General features: G+C 36.9%; 22 protein-coding genes and 1 tRNA gene. 10 read left to right on the top strand and 13 right to left on the bottom strand.

From position 1 onward, the window contains the following. A partial coding sequence (locus QXQ25_04015; GenBank protein MEM0160871.1) for an SPASM domain-containing protein occupies nucleotides 1-630 on the top strand: 630 nt, incomplete at its 5' end. On the opposite strand, the gene QXQ25_04010 is transcribed toward QXQ25_04015, so the two are convergent. After that, nucleotides 627-893 carry a ubiquitin-like small modifier protein 1 gene (locus QXQ25_04010; GenBank protein MEM0160870.1) on the bottom strand — a complete coding sequence of 89 codons (267 nt, stop codon included), beginning with the start codon at nucleotides 891-893 and terminating at the stop codon, nucleotides 627-629. The genes QXQ25_04015 and QXQ25_04010 overlap by 4 nt on opposite strands. A gap of 15 nt (nucleotides 894-908) precedes the next feature. Beyond that, nucleotides 909-2,711: an aldehyde ferredoxin oxidoreductase family protein gene (locus QXQ25_04005; GenBank protein MEM0160869.1), complete on the bottom strand. Its 1,803-nt coding sequence runs from the start codon at nucleotides 2,709-2,711 to the stop codon at nucleotides 909-911. Between the two features lie 243 nt (nucleotides 2,712-2,954). On the opposite strand from QXQ25_04005, the gene QXQ25_04000 reads away from it, so the two are divergent. Next, nucleotides 2,955-3,027 (top strand) — tRNA-Asp (locus QXQ25_04000). Between the two features lie 723 nt (nucleotides 3,028-3,750). Here QXQ25_04000 and QXQ25_03995 read toward each other — a convergent pair. Beyond that, on the bottom strand, nucleotides 3,751-4,332 hold the full coding sequence (locus QXQ25_03995) for a hypothetical protein (protein MEM0160868.1): 582 nt from the start codon (nucleotides 4,330-4,332) through the stop codon (nucleotides 3,751-3,753). Next, nucleotides 4,316-5,779 (bottom strand): alkaline phosphatase family protein, encoded by a 1,464-nt coding sequence (locus tag QXQ25_03990; GenBank protein ID MEM0160867.1) that lies wholly within the window; start codon nucleotides 5,777-5,779, stop codon nucleotides 4,316-4,318. Before QXQ25_03990 ends, QXQ25_03995 begins: the two co-directional genes overlap by 17 nt. Before the next feature lie 100 nt (nucleotides 5,780-5,879). Here QXQ25_03990 and QXQ25_03985 point away from each other — a divergent pair, with 100 nt between their 5' ends. Genes QXQ25_03985 through QXQ25_03975 form a run of 3 tightly spaced genes read left to right on the top strand, consistent with a single transcriptional unit; the run spans nucleotide 5,880 to nucleotide 9,177 of the window. Then, on the top strand, nucleotides 5,880-6,302 hold the full coding sequence (locus QXQ25_03985; protein ID MEM0160866.1) for an SCP2 sterol-binding domain-containing protein: 423 nt from the start codon (nucleotides 5,880-5,882) through the stop codon (nucleotides 6,300-6,302). Between the two features lie 2 nt (nucleotides 6,303-6,304). Then, complete coding sequence (locus QXQ25_03980; GenBank protein MEM0160865.1) at nucleotides 6,305-7,423, top strand: iron-containing alcohol dehydrogenase; 1,119 nt, start codon at nucleotides 6,305-6,307, stop codon at nucleotides 7,421-7,423. A gap of 5 nt (nucleotides 7,424-7,428) precedes the next feature. Continuing rightward, nucleotides 7,429-9,177, top strand: coding sequence for an aldehyde ferredoxin oxidoreductase family protein (locus QXQ25_03975; protein MEM0160864.1), 1,749 nt, complete (start codon nucleotides 7,429-7,431; stop codon nucleotides 9,175-9,177). 4 nt (nucleotides 9,178-9,181) lie between these two features. On the opposite strand, the gene QXQ25_03970 is transcribed toward QXQ25_03975, so the two are convergent. The 5 genes from QXQ25_03970 to QXQ25_03950 all read right to left on the bottom strand — a co-directional run bounded on the left by QXQ25_03970 (nucleotide 9,182) and on the right by QXQ25_03950 (nucleotide 15,164). Beyond that, nucleotides 9,182-10,063: a diacylglycerol kinase family lipid kinase gene (locus QXQ25_03970; protein ID MEM0160863.1), complete on the bottom strand. Its 882-nt coding sequence runs from the start codon at nucleotides 10,061-10,063 to the stop codon at nucleotides 9,182-9,184. Between the two features lie 23 nt (nucleotides 10,064-10,086). Further along, complete coding sequence (locus QXQ25_03965; protein ID MEM0160862.1) at nucleotides 10,087-11,586, bottom strand: glycerol-3-phosphate dehydrogenase/oxidase; 1,500 nt, start codon at nucleotides 11,584-11,586, stop codon at nucleotides 10,087-10,089. Further along, entirely contained in the window at nucleotides 11,579-13,147 is a 1,569-nt protein-coding gene (locus QXQ25_03960; GenBank protein ID MEM0160861.1) for an FAD-binding oxidoreductase, read from the bottom strand. The genes QXQ25_03965 and QXQ25_03960 overlap by 8 nt, the downstream gene beginning before the upstream one ends. 200 nt (nucleotides 13,148-13,347) lie before the next feature. After that, complete coding sequence (locus QXQ25_03955; GenBank protein MEM0160860.1) at nucleotides 13,348-14,010, bottom strand: hypothetical protein; 663 nt, start codon at nucleotides 14,008-14,010, stop codon at nucleotides 13,348-13,350. Nucleotides 14,011-14,021: 11 nt separating this feature from the next. Next, on the bottom strand, nucleotides 14,022-15,164 hold the full coding sequence (locus QXQ25_03950; GenBank protein ID MEM0160859.1) for an FAD-dependent oxidoreductase: 1,143 nt from the start codon (nucleotides 15,162-15,164) through the stop codon (nucleotides 14,022-14,024). A 350-nt stretch (nucleotides 15,165-15,514) separates the two neighbouring features. Between QXQ25_03950 and acnA the strand changes: the two genes are divergently transcribed. The 3 genes from acnA (at nucleotide 15,515) to QXQ25_03935 (ending at nucleotide 20,061) form a co-directional block, all read left to right on the top strand. Beyond that, nucleotides 15,515-18,235: an aconitate hydratase AcnA gene (gene acnA, locus QXQ25_03945; protein ID MEM0160858.1), complete on the top strand. Its 2,721-nt coding sequence runs from the start codon at nucleotides 15,515-15,517 to the stop codon at nucleotides 18,233-18,235. Nucleotides 18,236-18,304: 69 nt separating this feature from the next. Beyond that, entirely contained in the window at nucleotides 18,305-19,294 is a 990-nt protein-coding gene (locus tag QXQ25_03940) for an iron chelate uptake ABC transporter family permease subunit (GenBank protein ID MEM0160857.1), read from the top strand. Continuing rightward, on the top strand, nucleotides 19,285-20,061 hold the full coding sequence (locus QXQ25_03935; GenBank protein ID MEM0160856.1) for an ABC transporter ATP-binding protein: 777 nt from the start codon (nucleotides 19,285-19,287) through the stop codon (nucleotides 20,059-20,061). The genes QXQ25_03940 and QXQ25_03935 overlap by 10 nt, the downstream gene beginning before the upstream one ends. Nucleotides 20,062-20,157: 96 nt before the next feature. Here the strand turns inward: QXQ25_03935 and QXQ25_03930 are convergent, their stop codons facing one another. After that, on the bottom strand, nucleotides 20,158-20,775 hold the full coding sequence (locus tag QXQ25_03930; GenBank protein ID MEM0160855.1) for a hypothetical protein: 618 nt from the start codon (nucleotides 20,773-20,775) through the stop codon (nucleotides 20,158-20,160). A 223-nt stretch (nucleotides 20,776-20,998) separates the two neighbouring features. On the opposite strand from QXQ25_03930, the gene QXQ25_03925 reads away from it, so the two are divergent. Both QXQ25_03925 and QXQ25_03920 read left to right on the top strand, forming a co-directional pair. Continuing rightward, nucleotides 20,999-21,757, top strand: coding sequence for a biotin/lipoate A/B protein ligase family protein (locus tag QXQ25_03925; GenBank protein ID MEM0160854.1), 759 nt, complete (start codon nucleotides 20,999-21,001; stop codon nucleotides 21,755-21,757). 33 nt (nucleotides 21,758-21,790) lie between these two features. Next, on the top strand, nucleotides 21,791-23,047 hold the full coding sequence (locus QXQ25_03920; protein ID MEM0160853.1) for an amidohydrolase family protein: 1,257 nt from the start codon (nucleotides 21,791-21,793) through the stop codon (nucleotides 23,045-23,047). Between the two features lie 16 nt (nucleotides 23,048-23,063). Here the strand turns inward: QXQ25_03920 and QXQ25_03915 are convergent, their stop codons facing one another. The 3 genes from QXQ25_03915 to aspS form a co-directional block, all read right to left on the bottom strand. Further along, nucleotides 23,064-24,272, bottom strand: a complete 1,209-nt coding sequence (locus tag QXQ25_03915; GenBank protein ID MEM0160852.1) for a M20 family metallo-hydrolase — start codon at nucleotides 24,270-24,272, stop codon at nucleotides 23,064-23,066. Between the two features lie 6 nt (nucleotides 24,273-24,278). After that, complete coding sequence (locus QXQ25_03910; protein MEM0160851.1) at nucleotides 24,279-24,884, bottom strand: GNAT family protein; 606 nt, start codon at nucleotides 24,882-24,884, stop codon at nucleotides 24,279-24,281. A gap of 15 nt (nucleotides 24,885-24,899) precedes the next feature. Further along, nucleotides 24,900-26,152: aspartate--tRNA(Asn) ligase (aspS, locus tag QXQ25_03905; GenBank protein MEM0160850.1), on the bottom strand; the 1,253-nt coding region annotated here is incomplete at its 5' end.

The raw sequence follows: 26,152 nt of genomic DNA, 5'->3' as shown, positions 1-26,152 counted from the left end.
AAAGTGAGAGCAAAAAACAAAGAATATCCAAAGCTGGAGCTTGAGATTGTAGCAATGAAAAGCAATATTGATCAATTGCCAAAAATCGCAGAGTTGGGGGGACAAATAGGAGTTAGCAGAATTCTCATCTCAAATTTACTACCCATGTCTCCTGAACTTGTTAATGAGATTGTTTACGATTCTGAAATTGATCAGACATATATAAACGAATTTTTGAAGAGTTCAAGAGTTAACAGAATTGGAGTATTGTTACCAGAATTCAGTTTAAAAACTGAACGGATTTGCGATTTTATGCAGAAAAAAAGCACGGTCATAGGATGGGACGGAGAAGTATCGCCATGTTACAGATTTTTACATAGTTATCCTGAATATATATACGGTAGATTGAAAAACGTGAACAGGTTCAGTTTTGGAAATGTAAACTCAAAAAGATTGTCTGAGATATGGAACAGTGACGAATACCAGAGATTTAGATGGAACGTTGAAAATTCAGCATATCCATCATGCATCGATTGCGTTTTTTCAAATGCAAAATGCTATTTTGTATCAAATACTGACATAGACTGCACTGGCAATGCACCTTCTTGCGGTGATTGTCTATGGTCCAGAAGGCTTATACTCTGCCCTTAACCTCCTGCTAAGGGCAGAAATAACGAGATCACGTCAGAGCTCTCAAGCTCCGTGTCAAGCTGGTTTATGTGCAGTATATTCCTTCCGTTTCTTAATATATTTACACCTTTCTTTAATTTTCCCTGCTCAAAAAACTCTTTTTCAAACGATTTTCCATATTTTAAAATAAGCAAATCTAGAAGCTCTCTAACGGTTTTTGCCTCTATCGATTCTTCCTGTTTTCCCGTAATGTTTCTTAACAATGCAAAATATCTGACTAACATTAAAAAATGAAAAAGTTAAGAGATATTTAATTCTTTCAATTTTGAGCTTGTTGGCACTCCCTCTTTGCTCCAGCCTCTTAGAGTATAGTATTCAGGAAGCATTGTGCTCAATGGCACCACAGATCCTTTTACAGGGCCGTCGGGCATTGGCGTGTTCAGGAACCTTTCCGGCAAAGTGTCATCTTTTCCTGTAAATCCTACTTTCAGGTCAAAGACTCGCTCAAGATTCCATATTCTTTCTCCTGCCCTCATCATCTCTTCTGTAGTGTAGTCAAATCCAGTTACAGCGTTTAGCAGATCCCTGTAATCATCAGCACCTAAAGCAAAAGAAGTAAACAAGCAGTCACCGGCAGAGTCTATAACAGCAGTCAGATCCTGAAATGTTTTGGTCCAGAAAGGCTTGTTCGTAGTTACAAGCGGATCTAGTTTTTCCGGTAATCCCAATATCTCGGGCGAGATCATGTATCCTCTAACATGGCAACCTCCTCTGTTGCTGGTTGCGTATTCTAGTGCATGGCCATATGCACCCCTAGGATCATACGCTGGCAGTTCCTGTCCTTTAACAGAAATTGACATTTCTGGATGGTTATAAGACATTGCCAGCTTCTTAGATCCTTCTGCAAGCTTGTTTCCAAATCCTTTTCTGTATGCTATATCTTTTGTGTATTCTACTATTGCATCAGCATTGCCAAACTTCAGATCTGGTCCAGTTATATCTTTCTTTGGTATGTATCCTTTCTCATTCAACTCCATTGCTGCAGCAATGGTAGTTGCAGTGGTGATTGTGTCCAAGCCGAGTTTGTCTGCATAATAGTTTGCCTCAATTACTTTCTCAAAATTAGTAACTCCACAATCTGCAGAATAAGACCATAAAGTCTCATATTCTGGTCCTTCACTGTCCTTTCCATCCAGCTTGGTTATTCTCCCGCAGGCAATAGGGCAAGCAAAGCAAGCTTTGTTTTTGATCAGATACTTTTCAGCCATTGCCTCTCCGCTCAGATCATTTGCATGTTCAAAAGTCCCGCTCTGAAAATTGTGCGTAGGATACATTCCCTGCGCATTTATTATATTTACCAGAATTGCAGTACCGTATGCAGGCAATCCTTGCGCAGTTACACTGTTTGCCTTGATCTTGTTAAGCTTGTCTTTCAAAACATCTTTGAACTGATCTCTGTTTGCAATCGGTACCTTACCATGTCCTCTTACTGCTATCGCTTTGAGCTTCTTTGAGCCCATCACAGCGCCAACACCAGTTCTCCCCGCAGCTCTATGCTTTTCATTTATTATTGCTGCAAACTTAACCAAGTTTTCTCCTCCTGGACCTATCGCTGTAACCCTGACAAACTTATCTTTTAGCTTATCTTGTATCATATCTTCTGTTTCATGCGTGTCTTTGCCCCATAAATCAGATGCATCTTTAAGTTCTGCCGAGCCATCATGAACCCACAAATATACTGGTTTCTCAGATCTGCCTTCTATAATGATCATATCAAATCCTGCAAATTTTAGCTCTGGGCCCCAGAAACCTCCTGAATTGCTAGAGGCTATCGCATTGTTTAAAGCGCCCTTCGTAACAACCATGTACCTGCTCGCTGACGGTGCTGGAGTTCCAGTTAAAGGCCCTGCAGCAAAAATGAGTTTGTTATCTTTGCTTAAAGGATCAATGTTTAAGTCTTTTACTTCATCATAGTAATATTTAGTAGCCAAGCCACGTCCACCAATATATTGTTTTGCCAAATCCATGTTAAGTGCTTCTATTTTTATATTTTTATTCGAGAGGTTTACTCTCAAAATTTTTCCTATATATCCACCTGGCATGCATATCACCAATTAATAGATACGATCTCAAATATATAAGTATATTTATGAAAATATGTTCATATCGACATTTATGTCACATTATACATAATTCTCAATATATTTTTTTTATGGCCAGTTCGTTTTTTAGTATATAAAAAAATAAAATAATGTACCATTTGAAATCTCAGTAATTTGATCAAGATAAAATAAATCCAAAAGTTTTTAATAATGTATAGTTTTACTCTTTTAATCTTATCTTATGCCCCGGTGGTGTAGTGGTCTATCATATGGGTCTGTCGAACCCATGACTTGGGTTCAAATCCCAGCCGGGGCGCTTAGTACTACTCGAAGTTGTCTGGATTTGTACCTCATAGTATTTATATAAAAAATCGAAATTTCTTTTCTGTAACAATTTTATTTTCTCTTTCATGTAAATCTCGATAGCGCCTAGCTTCTTAAGACTTATCAAGAGCCTGATTTTTTTGAGATATATATCATTTGATATAGTGTTTGTTCATAAAACAGTCTTGCCATGTTTGCGAAAAGCAAACTTCTTGACTCTTTACAAATTCATACAGTATTTTGAGTTCTCCGGCATAGGTTATAGGTTTCCCAATTAAATTTACCAGAAAAAGTCTATTGAAAAACCATTCAATAGAGAAAATAACAGATGTTTAAAAAAGTAATTTTCAGGTAAGTCAAAGACATTAGAAATATTGTTCAAAAGAGCAACTGTAAGCTTTCAGTTGACAATAATGGAGGTATATAAGAAATTATTTTGGAGAATTAGTGGCGCCAAAACTGAGACATTCAGGTTAAGAAGATATATGAAGAAGATGAGATTATAAAGCTAGTAGAAAACATGTATTTTCAAGAATAACTATTTAACAGATCGAGGCAATAAATGAAGAATGGCAATATTGACATTATTGGAGATGGCGCACGAAAAAAAGCTAGTGCCAGAGTTATTTCTCAATTTCATATAATCTATGCTAAGTAAAACACGGGGCAAGGAGATTATTGTTTGAGCTGACGGCTTATTAGAGAATGAAAAAATTCAACTTTTCTGATCTATTTTTTGTCTTCTGGACATTATTAATATTGCTATAAAGGCAATCAACATCAGATACGCAAATATGGATATTCCCTGTGGTAATATTGCCTGCCCTGCCTTTTCGTAGATTATAGCGAATATCACAATAATGATAATTGCCAATACTGCTATTATTATGGATGCAATTAATTTATTTTTCAATCTTTCTGTTTTTGACAGGTAGTTTGAAATCTCAACGACAACAGCATAAGGTGAGTTTATTAAAAATCCAGAGATCATTATCACTGAGTCAGGGTTTGCAAATGCATAAATGTTGAGAATGAGATCTGATATCAATATTATAGCCACTGAAAATATAGCGGTATACACAATATTCATGTATTTCTTCTCGTTTAAAAATGCTCCGGCTATAGAGAATACAATGGCACCGGCTATAATACCGATCAGAAGCGGTATTATCTCAGGATAGTCTCCGATCATGTATACAAGGTTGGTAATATAAGCTGCGGTAAGAACTAAAGATACTGAGAGCAGAGATCCAAACAGGATATAGAATATTTTTGCTTTTCTATTTTTTTCTGTCAAATGAGCCACCCCTGATCCATATTATCAGCGCCAAAAGTATGGCATCTATTATAATTATTAAGATGAAAAATGCTGGCGTATAGTAGAAAGGAGTTTCAGAAATATCGTTTGTTACAAATATTCCTGAATTCAGTGCAGACAGATTTAAGGTGGTATATCCAAGCCTTGAATAAGTCAGGTTACTGAATGAATACTGTGGTACCATAGGAAAAATGCTGGAAAAGTTATATCTTGATGAATTACTTGGGAGATTGAATTCTATAGAAGATGGCAAAGGCACAGTATTAAAGGATATAGGTGCTCTGGCTATATTACCGTTCTGATATGATTGATTAAAGTTAAACATGTCTATTGGTATATTTGAATTGGAAACAAATTTATTCAGGGCAGGAATGTTCCAGTTATAATCTATGAACGCGAGAATCGAAGCATGGTTCATTACGGTGCTGGATATATAATCTTCTTTAGCGTACGGAGATACGACAATTAAAGGCAATCTCATGCCAAGCTGCACACCGTCCAATGTTGGAGGACTGATCTGATCATAATATCCGCCAGGGTCATCCCATGTTATAAAAACTGTAGTGCTGTTCCATATCGGGCTGGATTCTATCTTATTAATTATGTACATGATCCACAATTCTCCTTTCAATACATTGTAAGGTGCACCCATACTGTACTGTCCGCCATTTGTATCTTGAGAAAAGATCCAGCTTACTGAAGGCAATGTGCCATTTGCGAGATCTGAAATAAAAGTGTTCCATCCCTGTATATGATCAGAATAATTGTTTAATCCCGCAATATAAGCTGACTCATCAAATGATTTAGATGCGGGATTGTAAACAAAAGCGCCCCAGCTTATATTAAAACTGTTCAATTCACCAAAGATTGTTTCTGAGAATGGGATATAGGGAACAGGCCCATAATCATTGAATACTGGAGAGTACCCAGCATAATAATAAAGTGTATTTGGAGCGCTTTCGGACAACTGTGGTGCAAAGTACATATCGGCGATAGAGTACTGTTCTGCAAGGTCCCATAAGGGTCCCAGTTGAGAGGCTGTATAATAGGTCATGGATTGTGGGCCACTGCCATTCTTGAAATTGTTCATCTTACCATTGTTCCAGTCAGCATGGTAAGCTAAGTACCCTTCCACAGGATCTGCTGTAGAATATTGATAGGGTGGCACTGCAGTTAAAGAGTTAAGAAGTGATCTATTTTGCAATAAATTTACAGGCACAGATAGGTTTTTTACCATACTAGTGTTCAAAGAATCAGATGGATAGATGCCAAAAAAATTATCAAAAGTATGATTTTCAAGAAATATGTTAATCACGTGTTTTACCGGCGTTTTAGTACTGTCAGAATGTGTTGTTGCTTCTGTGAGAGGAATGAACAAAACTAAAATCAGGATTAATACAATCAGCGCAGACAAAATTTTTTTCATTAAAAAGTGATATTATCCAAATAATATTTAAATGTTCTTAAATAAGAAATCTAAAAAATCGAGAAATGTTTATATATTGTAGTATCCATTAATACATACTATGGAAAATAAAATGTTGTTTCCCTCAGAGGAATGGGTCAATGAATATTGTAAAAGGCTTAAAGAATCTCCAGATTATAATAAAGCTGGAAAAGGCTGGAAAGATCCAATACTGTTTAAAATGATAGAATTGGACAGTCTTAAAGAAAAACCTCAGTTTGACACTTTTATTCTCTATCTCAAGGACGGGATCTGCGAAAACTGTGAAGTTGTAAAAGATCCAGAAAAAACTGCACCGTTTAAACTTACAGCTACATATAGCAACTGGAAAAAGATAATAGATGGCAAGATCAATCCTACGCAGGCAATGTTAACAGGGCAGATGAAAGTGGTCGGGAACATTGCTGTGCTTTTAAGATATGCGTCAGCGGCAATAGCGATGGTCAAGGTTGCGCAGAGCATACCTACAATGTATCTGGAGTAATTATGTCTCTTTTTACGTTTCCCAGAAAAATATATTTTCAGCGAGATCAGACCGATGATATATCCGAGATTTTAACCAATGAAAATATTAGAAAGGCGCTGGTGGTTACAGATCAGAACATTTACAAGTTATTCAAAAAGAAAATTGAAAAAATGTTTGAAAAGATAGAATATAAGATATTTACAGATGTTATGCCAGAACCATCTGTAGATAGCATTGAAGAGGCGTTTAAAAAATATTATAAATTCAATCCTGACTTTATTGTGGCTATTGGAGGCGGAAGCGTTATAGACTTTGCAAAATCGATGGCGATCAAGTTTTCATATCCTGATAAAGATTTGAGAGAGATCAATCCATTCGAGCATATGGTTCTTCATGTAAAGTTGATGGCAATACCCACTACTTCTGGAACAGGCAGTGATGCAACTTTTGGGATTGTTTTGACAGACCATGATAGAAAACTAGCATTGGGAAATTATGAGCTTGTGCCGGAGATAGACATACTTGATTCATCTTTAACGCCTCTGAACAAGAACATTATAAGCGTTACAGGCATAGATGCTTTTGTTCATTCATTTGAGGCAATATCTTCTAACACTGCAACGATTCTGACTGACGCGCTGGCAGAAAAAGCAATTGAAACGATATTTCAGAATTTGAATAGTGCAATGGATAATAATGAAGAAGCAAAGGATCTGATACATCTATCAGCGACCATGGCAGGCATGGCGTTTTCAAACAGTGGCACTGGACTGGCACATGCACTGGGCCACAGTTTCGGAGCGACATTTCATGTAGTTCATGGCACTTCGGTAGGCTTATTTTTGCCATATGTCATCGAGTTTAATTCTCAGGATGAAAAGATTCAGAAAAAATATCTGAAAATTGCAAAATTACAAAACTGTGAAAACATACAAGAATTTATAGCCAAGATAAAACAGTTTTACCAAGGTGTTGGACAACAATATACAGTAAAGCAGTTAGGCATAGAAAAAGACAGATATTTTTTAAGCATAGACACTATGATAGAGAAATCTCTACAAGACAGCGAATTAGCATTCAATCCTGTGGTAGTGGGAGAAGAAGATCTGAAAAACATATATAAAAAGGCATATGAGTGATTAACATGTCCGGGTACTGGAATAAAATTTTAGTTATAGATCTGTCATCATCAGAGACTTGGACAGACTCTCTGAATACCGAAATATGGGCCAAATACATTGGAGGGGTTGGAATTGGAAGTTATCTTTTTGACAGGTATGGTGGAAATCATGATGCTTTTTCACCATCAAATCCGATAATCATAACTACTGGCCCTCTAGTAGGCACTGCATTTCCAAATACGGGAAGACATGAGATAGTGAGCAGAAGCCCTCAGACGAGCCTGCTTGGAGAATCCAATTCTGGTGGGCACTTTGGGTATATGCTTAAGAGAGCTGGTTATGACGGTATCATAATAAAAGGTGCAGCCAGTGATCCTATCTCTATATTTATAACGCCGGAAAAAGTATGGATTGAAAATGCTAGGGCTTTATGGGGTCTGGATATTTACAGGGTACAGGAAAAAATAAAGCAATCTGGATCGTACAGCATTATGGCAATAGGCCCAGCGGGAGAGAATAAAGTGCTGTTTTCAGCAGTGATGAACGACGAAGGAAGAGCTGCAGGCAGGACTGGCATGGGTGCAGTTTTTGGAGCTAAAAAGCTGAAAGCGATAGCTGTAAAAGGCAATCTTATTCCGCAGGTAGCTAATAAAATTGAATTTAATAAATTATCATCCAGGCTTGCTAAAGAGATATTTGAAACTCCTATTTCCTCAGGATTCAGGAGTTATGGAAGCATGATATGGATCGATGGTGGGCAAGGATTCGGCGATGTGCCAGCCAATTATTTTAAAGATCATGCTTTTACATACGACACGCTCAGTGCCATGGCATTTCACGAATCTTTTAAGGTATCAAGCTACCACTGCTCTTCATGCGTGATAGGCTGTGGAAGAACTATAACTACAGAAAATGGCACGATAGACGGCCCTGAATACGAAACCGTGGCAGCATTTGGATCTTTGCTGGGAAATACAGATTTGGGCAAGATAGTAGAATGGAACCATGCAGTTAATTCACTGGGCCTGGACTCTATAAGCACTGGAGTATTCTTGGCAGCATTAAGATCTTACCTGAAAAACGGAATTTTGAAAGACAGCAAGATCTCTGAATATTTTGATGAGTCTCTGAACAATATTGGAAAATTAATAGAAGATATAGCATATGCAAGAGGTGCTGGAAAGGAGCTGGCTGTAGGTCTAGAAAAGTTTGCAAGGGCTAAGGGCATTGATAGAGATCAGATTGCGACGGTTAAAGGGTTGGAGATACCAATGCATGATCCGAGGGCTTTCAAGCTGCAGGGGCTTGGATATGCAACATCTTCTAGGGGTGCAGATCACATGCAGGCGGATATGTACCAGGTAGATATAGGCGGTGCACATGAGGAAATTGGAATAACGATGGGAGATAGATGGAACGTAGATTCTGATGATCGTGTAATGTCTCTGATAAAAACACAAGATTACAGGCAGGTCTACAACTCTGCGATTTTATGTTACTATGCACAACCTTCTCCAGCGGACCTGTTGAAAGGCCTGAACCTGGCCACCGGCTTTGAGCTTACTCTTGAAGAGCTTATGCAAGCAGGATCTAATATAGTAACTTTAAAGAGGAAAATAAACGAGTCATTGGGTCTGAAAAGTGAAGATGACTGGCTTCCTGCATTAGCCAGAAAAAGCATTGAAAACGAGCCTGAAGAGTCTGGAACTGGCAACGAGGAACTGGAGTCTCTATTAAAAAGATATTACAGGCTCAGAAACTGGAACAGGTAAGTTCTCATTTAGGAACCAACAATTTCACAGCCTTTTTTTCGATGATGATAGAAATGGGTGTTCTACCAACCACCTCTCCATCCATCTCTACTAGCTGTTCTTCTCCCTTAAAATCAATTTTGTCAAGCTGAAAATCATGTGAATATCCCTTTTCAATGTACGTGCCATTTATCAATTCTCTAAGTCTTGTCAACGTTTTTAGCTTAGAAACCGCTTTTAAAATATGCACATCCAGTTCTCCATCATTAATTTTCGAGCCTGGTGAAGCAAGCATACCACCTCCAAAATATTTGCCGTTTGCCACGATCACTTCTATGCTCTCAAAATTTAGCGTTTCAGAATTATGATCCAGCTCTATCCTGAATTTTCTCATCTTCATCACCGTGGCAATCACGCCAATCAAGAAAGCGTATTTTCTGTGCTTTTTATGAGTATTTACGTACTCCATAACCTCTGCTCCAAATCCGATCTCGAGAATATTGAGAAAATAGCGTTCTTTGTTCTCTTTATAAAAATATACTTTTCCAGCATCGCAAAGCATCACATCTCCTCTATTCAGAGCGCGGATAGTATCTTCATAGCTCCTTATTCCAATAGTTTTACCAAAATCCGATCCTGTGCCTAATGGCAAAATCGTGAAATTCACATTGGAATTTACCAGCCCGTTAAGCACCTCGTTGACCGTACCATCTCCGCCACAAGAAACAATAGTATCATATCCTTTCAGCACAGCATCTCTTGCAAGATCTGTGGCATCTCCCGGAAAATCAGTAAACTTATAATCCTGTTCTCCAATACTTTTAAAAAGCTTGACCTTTATTTCTTCCCATACTCTTCTTCCTCTTCCATTGCCAGCAACTGGATTGACTATAAAAAAAGCTTTCATTTAAAAAGCTTATGGAAAAGGCACTACATAAATTTTTGTCTTACACTTAGCGCTTTTATATAATCGCTTACATCTCTCTTAATTGCTGCATCATCGTAGCCAAGCAACTTTTTCAAGACCTCAGAACAGAGATCTAGCTTAGACATTCCACCATCCGTCGAGAATATTGCAACCCCTTCTCTTCTCCATAATATATCCTCGATATGATATGCATGTTCGTAAATAATATCGTATGCAAAAGTTATTGAATCATCTGTGACTGGCAAATTATTATCAATCAGCAGTTTTGAAAGCTCTGTTTTTCTAGAATCTATTTCTCTCCGGTATGAAAATTGCATGAAAGGCTCCTTTTTTAGGCCCATCTCTTTTTCTATGATTTTCGAAACCTTCATTGACACAGTTCTGAACGTGGTTAGTTTCCCGCCCATGATATTTATGATATTGCCGGTCCTGAACACTTTATATTCCCTGCTTATGTCTCCGAGATCCTGGCTCTTTCCAAATAATGGTCTTACTCCTGCAAATACAGATATTACGTCTTTTTCTGACAGTGCTGGAATATAGTTTTTGACAGAATCGATCAGGTACTTAACATCGTTTTCATCCACTTCTGGATCGTTTAAATCTCCATTAAAATATGTTTCGGTAGTTCCTATCAGTAATACTTCACCCCTTGGTATTATGAAAATCTGCCTTTTATCGACCGGGGATCTGACTGCTATTCCATTGTTTATGGGAAATAACTTTTTGCTGATCATTATATGTGCTCCTTTGCTGAGCTTCAAATTCTCTTTCAATTTTTCAGCATACGCATACTTGCTTTTAAACTGCTCAAAAAGATTTGCAATCCAAGGCCCCGTGGCATTAACCATAAACTTGAATGGAACATTGAACTCTTTATTGCTTATCTTGTCTAATACGACCGCCTCTCTTGCAAGATCTTCAAAAACTATCGATTTCAATTCTGCATGGTTCAGTATTCTGGCACCGTTCTTTTCAGCGCTAAGAATTGTGTTTATTACCAGCCTGGCATCATTGGCTATGCCCTCAGCATATACATATGCACCTCTAAAATCAATATTTTCAAAAATAGGCTCTTCCTTTATTATCTCATCTTTGGTCATCCATTTTGCTTTGATGTTTTTAGAAAACAAGCTGTATAACTTGAGGCCAAACCCCAGCGAACTCTTGGACCATGAATATGAATCGATCGGAATCATAAATCCTATCTTCTTTACAGCATCCGAGTTTTTAATAAGAAAATCTCGCTCTTTGACAGATTGCCTGACAATTGATATGTTTCCATGAGCCAGGTATCTCAGACCTCCATGTATCAGTTTTGAAGACCTGCAGCTAGTGCCTCTTGCAAAATCTTCAGATTCGATCAAAGCACAGCTGATGCCAATGCTTGAAAGTAAATTTAAAACTCCAGCGCCTGTAATGCCACCACCTACTATCAGCACATCCACGCCCCCGCTCATCGAATTTACAATTTTGTTTCTCTCATCCATTTGATTAATCATATAATATCCCTGAATTAATGATGTTTTGCGGATCTACGTTTTCCTTTATCAATCTTATCAGTTTGTATGTTTCTCCTTTGTACTCTTTCAGCTCTTTGCCCAGCATTGTGCCTATTCCATGATGATGCGATATAGATCCGCCAGATCTCAAAATAGCATCAAGCACCGTGCTTCTTAGTAAAAATAACACTTTTTCTTTATCCTGCTCTGTATAAAAGAGAAACGTGAAATATAGGGCAGTCCCAGATTTGTATTCATGAGAAGCATGGCTCATTATTATGCCCTGAATATTGTTTTTTGAAGTTGCATCTTTAAAAGCTTGTATAACATTATTGTAAAGTGTGTTTACAGAGCCCCATAGCATAGACGTTTCTATTGTCTCTGCAACAATTCCTCTCTTTAAAAGCTCGTTGTACATGTAGGGTCTGTCATACCTGGTTTTGTACCAGAACTTTGCTGGCGCAGAGCCTATGGACACTCCTTTTTTAAATGATTTATATGATCTTTTTTTATCGTCTATCAGGATCAACAATGCGCTTTTTTCTAGCACATTTCTCATATTCAGGTATCTTTTGAAAAGGTTTGTTAAAAAGCTATCTTTGATAGCAAGCATTGAAAGTGCTGTTTCTGTTTCGTCTGATAACCTTGAAACCATAGGAAAATTGCCATGTCTAAACTCATCTCTCAACGCTTCTATTCCGTCCATGAACGAATGAAACATATAACTGTGAAAATATCTGTTGCGTGGAACAGGATTTACTTTTAACCATGCTTTGGTAATCAACCCGTACGCCCCTTCGCTGCCTACTGCCAGATCAGAAACTTTGAAAAAAGCGGATTCTGCAGGTACAGGATGATCTGTGTATGTACCTGTTGGAGTTATCATTTTCACTCCTATAACCATATCTTTCATTTTACCGTATCTATTTGACTCTTGCCCGGCAGCATTGGTAGCAATCCATCCTCCGATAGTAGAATGTTCAAACGACTCTGGAAAATGCCCGAGCGTTAAATTTTCACTGTTTAATTTCTTTTCCAGCTCCGGCCCAGTAAATCCAGTGCCAGTTTCCAATACAAGAGACTCTTTGTTTATTTTGAAATCTCTGAAATTTTTGATGTCCAAACTAACTGAATATTTCTTCTTTTTTTTCGGCGTGAGACCTTCTGTTACAGAACTGCCACCTCCAAATATCACGATCTCAATGTCTTTGCCTAGGTTCTTGAAAAGAGAGGGCACCTGCTCCTCAGTCGGGTAGATAACAGCATCTACAATCTCTATTTTTTCGCCATTCATTAATTTTATATATTCTGACGCAGCCTTTCCGATAGAATGATAAAATCGGTCTTTAACATCAAATGAGATTTTGTCCTCAGTTATACAGTTTAATAGCTGCTTTTTTAAATTGTCATCGATTGATAAAGAAGAAGGAGAATAATAGCCATCCCAGATGATATTATTTCCATTTACATTAAATTGCTTATATATATATTCATAGAGTTTTGGGGACGAATCTGAGGATCTTGACTCTTCACCCCATAATGCAAAAAGTTTGTTATTCATAAGATGAGCATGCCAATCTCTTTATTTTAAATTTTCTGGCACGCATTTAAAAAATAGATCTTTTTACAAGCACAAAGAAAATATTACTTGATTTGCGCAATAAAAAAGCTGAAAATAATAATAGAAAGATAATAATTTATTATAAAATCTATGCATATCTTGCTGAGAAATAATACAACAAAAAATTAAAAAAGAAAATATTAAAGATTGTTTGGTTCTGTCAACTCTAATATCTTATTTACTTTCGATGCCATGCCTTTTATCATGTCCTCATTGAATGCGTCCAGCATAGCTGCAAGCATTACAAGTAGCTCCAGAAGCTTATCTATTGTGCCGTCGTTCAGCATAGCTGATATCTTCTCAATCAGGTTTGTAATCTTATCTATGTTAAGCAATCCCTGTTTCTCCAAGTCTCCCATCTTAGTTAGCAAGACTGTAAGTTTCGGAGCAATTTGTATAAGCTGTGCTAATACACCTTTTTTCTGTAAATCAGCTATGAGATCAATTAGCTCTGGTAACCCTTTTTTCTGCATATCTTCAAACAAATCTATCAATTTTATTAGAGATCCATCCTTCATTAAATTTAATATTGCGTCTAACTGCCTGTCTATCACGTTTCCTTCAAGTATCTTGTATACTGTACCTTTTTTTGATAGGTCAATAACCTTTGTATATATCCTATCAACCGTTTTTTCATCCTTGGAAAATAGGGTGAGGAGATCTAATAATTTATCTAGTGTTCCATTTTCCTGAATCTCTATGACTTTCCTGATTACTCTCACTAATTCATCAGATTCTACAAGTCCTAACACTTCAAACATTGAATGTTTTGTTGATTTTGTGGTTTTTTTAGTATTTGCCATATTTTATCACCTCATAGTTCAGACTTTACAGACATGCTCCAGTACAGTTCGTTGTAAGCAAGCTTTAGCCATTTTGCATATTTTGATGGTAATGATACGATTGGAGGAGTAAAGTAATCCATGTAAAGATAACCGGCTTTGTCCATATCATGCATTATAAAGCAATAAGCAGCGCCATTATATTTGTATAACATTCCTGTTTTCTTGATTGTCGCAATAATATTTTTGGCTGCTACAGCAGCTTCATATTCAGCTACAGAACCTGCTTTTGCAACGTTCGGAATGTCTGTGTTATCCCCTAGAACATAGATATTATCATATTGTTTTGATTTCATTGTATATGGGTCTGTCGGAATCCACATTGATGCCAATCCAGAGCTCCTTACAACGTCTGCAGATTTGTTTGGAGGTATAGAGATCAGTAGGTCGTATTTTACCTCTTTTCCCTCTTTTGAATACATTACTTTATTTGCAGGATCTATCTTCGTAACATTGAATGGAGATGTAATCTTTATTCCTTTCTCTTTCATCCATTTCTCTCCAATCGGGCTTACCACTGGATGCTGATGAGTTCCGGGTAAAGGAAATACATATTCAAAATCCACCTTTTTATTTTCTTTCTTTAATCGATCATGTAATGCAAAAATTATTTCATACTGTGCAACAGGACATTTATATGGAATTGATGAAACATGAACCACGATCTTTCCAGATTGGAAGCTGTTTATAGCCTCTCTGAGCTTGATTGCATCGTCAAGTGTATAGAACGAGTGAGCTCCTTCTCTATAGCCAGGAATAGCGTCATGATCTGGATACACTCCCATTGCTATTACAAGAATGTCATAGTCCCAGATTTTTCCATCTTTTGTCTGTACTTTCTTATCGTTTGGCATAATTTTTACTACTTCTCCATTATCGCCAGAGTAAAATTGTACCCGCTCATCAAGCAGATCCCGCTCTTTTCTTATAAAGTGTTCTGGTTCTTCTTCTCCCAGGGCTACAAACAGGTACCCTGGCTGATAATAGTGATTTTCACTTTTGTCAAGCACTATCACCTCTACATCGTTGTATTCTATATTGCCTAGCAACTCATTTGCAACTCTATTTGCAACTATGCTGCCAGCAGCACCGCCACCTAAAATTAAAATTCTCATAGATGATCACTTATCTCCCATATGCAAAAATTGTATATTAATTTATATGTCTAATCAATATATATCTATTTTGATAATATTTTTACATATATCTTAACTTATTTTTTCATTTTTATCTATGTTATTGCAAATATTTACAATTAGAATTTATTTTTGATATAAAAAATAAATTAGCAACTTTTAATATTACTAAATATAAAAAAAATGACGAATAACAATAATATAACCTCACCAAAAGTTAAAAATTCTAAGCTAAGTCATGAAAAAAATTATTGTTATTAGATCTCTCTGTTTTTGAATATGCCCACAAATAGAAATATTAATTAATGTGCATATTTTTTATGGTATCTATGAAAAATGATTATCAGTACATTGAAGAGTTTAAAATAGGTAATAAAACTTACAGATATTTTTCACTACCGGCACTGAAAAAACAGGGATATGAAATATCAAAAATGCCAGTTTCTCTTAGGATTATATTAGAATCTATGATCAGAAATCTTGATGAAAAGAGTATTAAATCCTCAGAAATAGAGAACTTGTTGAACTGGCCAAAAAATGATCACTCTAGTGAAATTTCATTTAAAGTTTCAAGAGTTATAATGCAGGATTTTACAGGAGTACCTGCTGTTGCAGACCTGGCAGCAATGAAAGATGCAGTAAGGGTACTGAACAAAGATCCAGAAATAATTGAGCCATTGGTTCCTGTGGACCTGGTTATTGATCATTCTATACAGGTGGATCAATATGGCACATTAGATGCTATAAGATTTAATGAGAATAAAGAATTCGAGAGAAATAAAGAACGATACAAGTTTCTGAAATGGGCTCAGAGTGCATTTAAAACATTGAAGATCATTCCCCCGTCTAACGGTATAATTCATCAGATCAATTTAGAGTACCTGGCAAAAGTGGCGATCGTTAATAATAAAAATGCAGATTATGTCTATCCAGACACACTTGTGGGAACCGATTCACACACTACAATGATCAGTGGTCTTGGCATTGTCGGCTGGGGCGTTGGAGGTATAGAGGCTGAGGCCGCTATGCTTGGGCAGCCAGTAACATTTACAGTGCCGGAAGTAATCGGTGTGAACCTGCACGGAAAGTTGCAACCTGGGATCACTGCTACAGATCTTGTATTGAATTTAACAGCACTTTTAAGAAAGCAGAACGTTGTGGGCAAGTTTTTGGAATTTTTTGGGAGCGGCATAAAAGAGTTGTCTGTACCAGATCGGGCAACTATTTCCAATATGTGCCCGGAATACGGTGCAACGCTTGCATTGTTTCCGATAGATGACAGGACGCTAGATTATCTGTTTTTAACCGGCAGAAGCAAGGAACAAATTGACTTAATAAAAAAATATTATCAATCTCAGGAATTATTCGGCGTACAAGAAGGTATAGTGTACAATCAGGTAATTGACGTAGATTTATCTAAAATAAAAACTGTTATTTCAGGACCTTCACTACCACAGCAGAAAGTGGATATAGACAAAACAAAAGATAGTTTTATGACCTTTATAAACAGTGCAGGATCAAAAGCACTCAAAACAGATGATGTTAGTTTGCCAGACCACATTGTTTCCTGGCATAATAATGGCGGAGACCTTGATATTAATGAAAAAAACACAAACATTAAAAAAGAAACGGTCAGCCTTTCAGACGGCGATGTTGTAATAGCGGCCATAACAAGCTGCACAAACACCAGCAATCCTTCTGTGATGATTGCTGCAGGTTTAGTGGCAAAAAAAGCTGTAGAAAGAGGGCTCAAAGTCAGTAAAAAAGTAAAGACTAGCTTGGCCCCGGGGTCCAGAGTAGTTTCTGAGTATCTAGAAAAATCAGGGCTGCAGAAGTATCTTGATATGCTTGGGTTCAATGTTGTCGGATATGGCTGTACCACATGTATCGGTAATTCAGGCCCACTGCTACCTGAAATAGAAGATGCAATTGTAAAAAATAAGTTAAGTACAGTCGCTGTACTTTCTGGCAATAGAAATTTCGAAGCCAGGATACATAAAAATGTCAGGGCTAATTATCTAATGTCGCCACCACTGGTGGTTACGTTCGCTCTCGCAGGAACAATACTGAAAGATATATCTACCGAGCCAATAGCCAATGACCAAAATGGAAAACCAGTATTTTTGAAGGATATATGGCCTACAAACAAGGAGATAGAAGAGGTGCTTAATAAATATATTAACAGAGAGATGTTTATCGAAGAATATGAAAATATATATAAACATAATGAGAAATGGAACAGCCTAGAATCCAAATCTGGAAATATTTATAAATGGGATGATCAGAGTACGTACATAAGAAAACCCCCATTTTTTGATGCTTTTAAGCCCCATGAAATAAAGTACGAATCTGAGATAAAAGACTGCAGACCATTGCTGGTTCTAGGAGATTCAGTTACGACCGATCACATCTCTCCGGCAGGATCAATATCGAAAGACAGTCCTGCCGGCAAGTATCTGATTGAACATGGTGTAAATCCTCAGGATTTCAATTCTTACGGTTCTAGACGCGGGAACCATGAAGTAATGATGCGTGGCACATTCTCAAATACCAGAATAAAAAACAAGATGGTCTCGAAAGAAGGAGGCTTTACTAAAAAGCTGCCTGAAAAAGTAGAAATGTATGTTTACGATGCAGCGATGGAGTACATGAAACAGAAGGTTCCAGTAATTGTATTTGCAGGAGTGGAATATGGAACTGGAAGCTCGAGAGACTGGGCTGCGAAAGGTACTTATCTGTTAGGAGTAAAGGCAGTAATAGCAAAGAGCTTTGAGAGAATACATAGAAGTAACTTAGTAGGAATGGGAGTTTTGCCGCTGCAGTTTAATGAAGGGGAAGACATAGCTACTTTAAATGCAGATGTTGAACAATTGTTTACGATTAAGTTACCTGAAAATCTAAAGCCAGGTTCTAATGCTACAATGTTTTATACGGACATGAAAGGCTCAAAAAAATCTGCAAATTTAAAGATAAGATTAGATTCAGAGGTGGAAATTGATTATTACAAATCTGGCGGAATTTTGCAGTATGTGCTGAATAAACTTTTGTAATCATTTTATTCCTTTTTTTAAAGTTTAGTTTAGAAAAAGTAAATATATTTGAATTGATTACTATACCCGATGAAGTTTTCATTATACTCAATTCTTGTTACGTTGCTGGCGCTAGTAATATTTATTTCATTATTCGTAGGCAGTGTCAGTTTTTCTATAATGCAGGTTTTAAATGCATTATTTAACCCCTCTTCCTCCTCTATAATCTCTATAATAGTATGGCAACTTAGGATGCCGCGAATACTTTTAGCAGGGATAGTTGGCGCAGCTTTAGCAGTATCGGGGGTGACAATGCAGGCTATGTTCAGAAATCCAATGGCAGATCCATACGTGATAGGGATAGCATCGGGTGGTGCCCTGGGTGCTGCCGTGGCAATAGTTTTTAATCTTGTTCTGTTTCAGTACTTTATGCTGCCAGCATTCGCTTTTGCAGGATGCATGGCTTCAATGGCTGCAGTTTACTTGATAGCCAGAAGCAGCGGAAGCCTTAGAAGCGAAAATTTGTTACTTTCTGGAATTGGAGTATCTATTTTCTTGAGTGCGATGGTTTCCATTATGATGTATATATCTGGGCAAAGGCTTGCAGTCATAATATTCTGGTTAATGGGAAGTTTCAGTGGCGCTAACTGGGTAGAGATAGAAATTGCATTGCCCATCATTGTATTTGGCATATTGGTAATTTATCTTTTTTCCAGGGACCTGAACCCAATGATGCTCGGCGACGAAAATGCACAGTATCTGGGGCTTAATATCAAAAAAACAAGGTGGCTGTTTTTAATACTTACCTCGTTAATAACAGGCACTGCAGTAGCATTTGCGGGAATCATAGGATTTGTAGGGTTGATTATACCGCACATATTCAGGCTCATTGCTGGCCCGGACAACAAGAACCTGGTGATGTTGTCGATACTGGGAGGTGCAACGTTCATGATATTTGCAGACACAATATCTAGATCTATGATATACATGGAAGAGCTTCCTGTGGGGATAATAACGTCGCTGATAGGAATACCATTCTTTCTGTATCTGTTAAACAAGGAGGGGAAATATTGGAGATAATAAATGTTCGAAATTTGAGTTTTAGATACAATTCAAAAACAATATTAAATAATATTAATTTTGGACTTGAGAGAGATCAGATTGTTGGCATTCTTGGCCCTAACGGTGCTGGAAAGAGCACGATTATCAAGATACTGGGAGGAATATTAGAGTATGAAGGTAGCATAAAATTGACGGACATAGAGCTAAAAAACTTTAAGAGAAAGGAGCTAGCCAGGGTCATAGCAGTAGTTCCACAAAATTTTGAGCCTGGCTTTGATTTTAAAGTCAGTGATCTGGTAATGATGGGTAGAACACCATATTTGAAAATGTTCGAATCTGTGTCTCAGGAAGATTTTAATATTGTCGAGGATACTATGAAAGTGACAGATATCATGCACATAAAAGATAAATCAATTCGCGAAATATCAGGCGGCGAAAGGCAGCGTGTTATTATTGCTATGGCCATAGCACAAGATCCGAAAATTCTGTTGTTGGATGAACCAAATGCAAATTTGGATCTGAAATATCAGATTTCTATATTCGAATTGTTGAAAAATTTAGTGAGGACAAAGCATATAAGCATAATTGTAGCGATGCATGATGTTAATCTGGCAGTTAAATATTGCAATAAGATAATGCTGTTAAATAAGGGAGAGATAGTGCAATTTGATGCTCCAGAGAAAGTGATCACTGAGGAAAATATCAAAAAAGTGTATGAGATAGATTCTTCAATCATAAAAGATGGAAATGGATCTTTAACCTACATCATACCTATTGCTAGATAGGTTTTTAAGGTTGGTTTAAGATAAATTTTTTAAATTAAATAGAAAGAATATATAGCTCAAAGCTGCAATATTTCTTGGCATTGTTTAAGTGGATTGTTATTGTGAATTTATCATTGCATTTATTTCTCCTTTTATCACGCTAGTTGCCTGTGTTTCTGTATAATTGCCAGTAATATATATTTCCACAAATGTCTGGTTGTTATTATATATACTGGCGCTCCATCCATTTGTATTATTTAGGACATTGTAAGTATTATAGTAATAAAGAGAATATATATATCCTTTGTAGCTGCCCTGAATCGGTGCACCTCCTAGCCATACGATCTGAGAATCATAATATACATTTTGAGCAACACTACTGCTGATGAATACAGTTACTATTATAATGGTGTTTCCGCCAGAGTTGTTTGTGAAATTTGCCATTTTATTGCTCAATACCGCTTTTTGTCCTATTGTAGTTATCACAAACATTAACCACTTTCCCGTTCCATTCGTTATATTCACTAAATTGTAATTAGACCCTAAAATCTTACTCATATCATGTGCGGATATGAATGGAGATTGATTGTTCTGTATTAAATCATTGTTTTTAAAAGTGCCGGCTACTATTATTGCAGTTATTATTATTGCAATCACTATTACTGCTCCTATCGCAATTCCTAATTTATTTCTTCCTCTACGTTTTGTTATCGGTGCTAAATACTCTTGCTCCATCTAGTCCCCTCCCATAGGCAAGAATAAATTTATAATATTTTAAGATTATGGTTTAAACTATGGCAAAATTTCTTCATCAATAGCCATGTTTGTGGTAGGAGCCGCTTAAAATGTGAATCACCAGTAAAAAGAGTAGATTCTGTAAAAAAGTATACGTCTAAAAAAGATTGTCTCTTCCTTGCAAAAAACGAAAGATTAAATATTTAGAGCGTGATTTTATCTTATGAAATTCAGGTTGATTATGGACTCATATCATGATGCCGCTACTAACATGGCTATTGATGAAGCAATCTTGAGATCTAGAAAAAGCAAGAATTTTAACACGTTAAGGCTCTATCACTGGGATCCTTCTGCAGTTAGCATTGGATATTTTCAGAGTATTTTTGATGAAATAAACCTGGAATATGCAGAAAAAAACAGGATCAGCGTAATACGCCGTATTACCGGCGGAGGTGCAGTTTATCATGACCACAAAGGCGATTTAACGTACAGTATTGTAGTTGATCCAAGTTTTGCGGGTATAACCAACTTAAAAGAGTCATATACTGTCCTTTCTTCCGGGTTGTTAGAAGGATTGATAAGATTCGGTCTAGACGCAAGATTTGAAGGAATAAATGATATCTCTGTGAACAATAAGAAAATCTCGGGAAATGCGCAAACTCGCAGATTTGGATCAGTACTTCAGCATGGCACTTTATTACTTTCTGTAAATCCAGAGCTTATGTTTTCAGTGCTTAAAGTAGACAATGAAAAAATGAAGGATAAACTTATTAAGAATGTTTATGAGCGCGTTACATCAATAGAGAAAGAGCGCGGAGAGTTTGATATTTTAAAGTTGAAAAACAGCATAGTAGAAGGTTATAAAAGCTCGTTTTCTGAATTTGAGTTTATTGAAGGTGCTCTTGATCCAGATGAAATAAATCTGATTGAGCCAATCAAGAAAGAAAGATATATGGCCAGATCCTGGAATTTTAAAAAATAAAAAAATTTATACCTCTTCTTCTTACTTTCTATTATGAGCATTTTGATAAAAAATGGATGGATTGTCACTCAGGATGCAAAAAGAAACATTGTAAAAAAGGACATATATATAGAATCTAATAAGATAATCGACATTTCTGAAAATATTAATATAGAAGCAGATCACAAAATAGATGCTGACGGTAAAATTATTGCACCGGGATTAATAAACACGCATACGCATATAGCGATGGGCTCTTTAAGAGGAGCAGCTGATGATTTAAATTTAGAATCGTTTTTAAATAAGATGTTTAAGATTGACGCATCCAGATCTGAAGAAGATCTCTATCTGAGCTCTCTGCTGGGCATGCTGGAGCTTATAAGAACTGGCACAACCTCTTTTCTGGATCTGTACTACAGTGAAGACATAGTCGCAAAAGCGGCCATAGAAACTGGGATTCGTGCATTTCTAGGCTGGGTAATTTTAGATCGTGAATTCACCACTCAGGTTGGAGATCCTTTAAAAAACGCAGAGCAGTTTATACGAGAGTTCAATAATAGAGATGAATTGATAGTTCCGGAAGTAGGGCTCCAGGGAATATATGTTTGCAGCAAAGAAACCATGTTAAAAGCGAAAGAGCTGGCTGAAAAATATGACAAGATAATGACGATGCATATAGCGGAGACCAGAAAGGAAGTATATGAAAATCAGCAAAAATTCGGGCAGAGGCCCGTTGAATATATGGAAAAGATTGGGTTCTTATCTGATAGGCTTGTATCCGTTCACTCATTATATTTAACATTAAATGAAATTTACATGTTATCTAAAAATAATGTATCTGTATCGCATAATCCTGTCAGCAATATGAAGCTTGGAAATGGCGGAGCAGCTCCGATCTCAGAGATGCTGAAAAACAGGATAACAGTTACGCTAGGTACCGATAGCGTTTCAAGTAACAACAATCTTGACATGTTTCAGGTTATGAAAACAGCAGGATTATTGATCAAGAACGATAGATGGGACGCATCTATCATCTCTGCACAGCAGATTCTAGACTTTGCAACGATTAACGGTGCTAAGGCACTAAGAAATGATAATATTGGAAGTGTAGAAACAGGTAAACTCGCGGACTTGATAATAATAGATCCAATTCCTAATGGGCTACCTATGTATAAGGAAAATATAGTATCTAATCTAGTCTATTCACTGGAAGGGCTAAATGTAGATACCACAATAATTAACGGAAAAATAGCAATGCAAAATAAAAAACTGCAAAAATTGAAAAAAATTAAAAGTTTATATAATCTGTAATCAGATACCGTTTTATTTAGATCAGAAGCTTTGTAAATACCAGTATATCCTTCTCCAGGTTTTCAAGCCTGCAATATTCGTTAGGGCTATGTTCAACATCATCCAGGGTACTCCAGACCACAGATTGATTTCCATTTGCTCTGAAAAAAGCAGCGCATGTCCCGCCTCCGATTCCTACCAGTTTTCCATCTATGTTTCTCTCTTCTTTCAATACTCTTAAAAGGGTCTGGACAATTTCACTGTTTTTATCAGTGGGTTTTGGAGCTACGGATTTCTGTAATATTTCAGACTCAATTTCTATCTGGTACTTTTTCTTAAACTTACTAATCTTTTCTTCAAAAACTTTCAGCACATCATCGATATTGTATGTGGGCAAAATCCTGCAATCATAATAGCTGACATCAGTGCCTGGTATGGTGTTAACATTATCCACATTCTTCTCTCTCTTTGTAGGCTCGAAGGTTGAATATTCAGGCGTAAACAGAGTATCTACAGCCGTGAATTTTTTATGTAAATCTTTATCAATTTCGCTGTTTAATAACATTGAGATCCTGTTTGCGTTCAATCCTAGGTCTGGCCTGCTTCCATGCGCCTGTTTGCCATTGACCTTGATCTTGATCCACAAAATAGATTTTTCTGCAATTTCTATTTCCGTTCCCTCCGAGTTCCCTGAATCAGGAACGTAAAAAAGATCATTTTTAGAAAACTCACGGTTTTTCAGCACAAAATCTATTCCATACTTGCTACCAACTTCTTCGTCCGATACAAACATTATACCAACATTATATTTTGGCACAATATCCTGCTTTTTCAAGATCTTTAATGTAAATAGAGCTGTGAGTATAGCCTGCCCATTATCTACGCTTCCTCTGCCATAAATCTTTCCATCCTTAAATACTCCCTTGAATGGATCAGTGTTCCAAAGTGACAAGTCTCCCTCAGGCACTGTATCCATATGCGCCACAATCCAGACTGTGCGGTCTCTCTGTTTTCCATATACCTGTGCCAGTATGTTTGGTCTTATTACATTGTAGTTGTCTTTTGCATCTATTCGCTCTATTTTATCTACACCTATCTTCTCAAGCAAGCCCTGCAAATAAACTGCTCTTTCTAGTTCTCCAGATCCTCCAGATTCTGGAGAAATTGCTTTTTTAGATATTAGCTCGATCATTGTGCTTACTATTTCAGGCTCCATACTTTTTATTATATTATTAATATTATCCATTTTTGCTCACCCTATACTTGATACCATTTTTATATATTCTTCATAGTCCTCTTTCAATGTTTCTTTCAATGCTTTCTCGCGAATTTGCATGTACTCATCATACAGCTCTCCATATATGTACCACGAATAGTATTTTCCATACAACTTTATACCTCTCCTGAGCTCTCCCTCCTTTCTGAATCCACAGTATTCTAATGCTTTATGCGCTCTCTTGTTAAACTCTGCGCTTCCTGCTACTACTTTCTCAAAGCTACGGTGATAGAATAGCATCTCTAGCAATCCCAAAGTTATTAATTTTCCAAGACCCCTATTCCATTGCTCTTTGTCGGCAATGTATACCCCTATCTCTGCTGATCTTACGTCAGATTCATTGATACTGAACCTTGCCAGGCCTAGAACTTGTTTATTATCATTGTTTTCAACAATGAATTTTAAAGCATTCTTGTTTTTCAAGAGCTCGTCATACTCAGTTTCAACCTGCTCTAAAGTTATAAAATGAAGTGGATTCGCTCTAGTATAAAGAAATAGCTCATAGTCATTTTCCCAGTCATGTATGTATTTTAAATCCTCTTTTTCAATCGCTCTGAACCTTACAGACCCAAAATCAAACATAATATTTCCTCCAAATCAAGGTACAATTCTTCTTCTATCTCTTGGAAATAGAGAAACTTCCCGGATGTTTTTTGCATTGCTGAGAATCATAGTAAGTCTCTCCAATCCTATTGCCCACCCCGCATGCGGTGGCATTCCATATTCAAAAGCTTTCAAATAAAATTCAAAGTTATCAGGATTCAAGTTTTTAGAAATCAGCGCGTTTTTTAAAGACTCATAATCATGATTTCTCTGTGCTCCAGACGTGAGCTCACGCTCACCATACTGCAAATCAAACGCTTTTCCGAATTTAGGGTTCGCTGGATCTGGATACACATAAAATGCGCGGGCTTCTATAGGCCAATTTTTAATAAAATAAAAATCTGGATATTTTGCACCTATTATTGCTTGTGCCTCAGCTGAAAAGTCCTCGCCAAAATCCATTTTTAAACCACTCTCATTTACTAGGGCTCTTAAAAACTCATAATCGAATCTCTTAAAAGGTATTTCTGGGACAGTCCAGTTTAATCCTAGAATCTCAAGTTCCTTCTTTCGTCGTTCTTTGACATGTGAGATTGCGTTTGCGATAACGATTTCCAAAAGTTTCATTGCGTCTTCATCATCACAAAAGCTCATCTCTACATCTATAGAAATGAACTCATTAAGATGTCTTACGGTATTGTGTTCTTCAGCCCTGAAAGCAGGTGCTATTTCAAACACTCTATCAAATCCTGCGCTCATCATAATCTGTTTATATAACTGTGGCGATTGCACTAAATATGCATCATTTTCAAAGTATTGAACATGAAACAGCTCGGTGCCACCCTCTGTAGCTGTGGCAACTATCTTTGGCGTGTGTACTTCAATAAACTCGTTTTCTAGTAGCGTGTTTCTGATACTTTCTAACAGAGTGCTTTTAATTTTGAACATTGCCTGAACCTCGGGTTTTCTGAGATCTAAAAATCTGGTATTAAGCCTAGTGTCTAGATCTGTATTTACTTTATCGATTATGCCCAGCGGCAATGGTGATTTAGCCAGGTTCAGAATTTCTATGTTTTCAGGTATTATCTCAAAGCCCAAGCTTACATTTTCGTTTTTCTGAACTATTCCAGATACTTCCAACACACTCTCTCTCGGCAAATTGCACAGCATTTTAAATTTTTCTGGACCAAACTGTTTTTTAAACAAAGTAACCTGAGCACTACCCTCGCGATCTCGCAGAATCAAAAATGCAATGTTTCCCAATACCCTGGTTTCTTGAAGCCAACCATCAACAATAACTTTTGAAC

The organism is Thermoplasmata archaeon, from assembly GCA_038729465.1.
Lineage (GTDB): Archaea > Thermoplasmatota > Thermoplasmata > Thermoplasmatales > ARK-15 > JAVRLB01.
The sequence above is the reverse complement of the archived record's forward strand: the minus strand, read 5'-3'. Positions and strand labels throughout refer to the sequence as shown.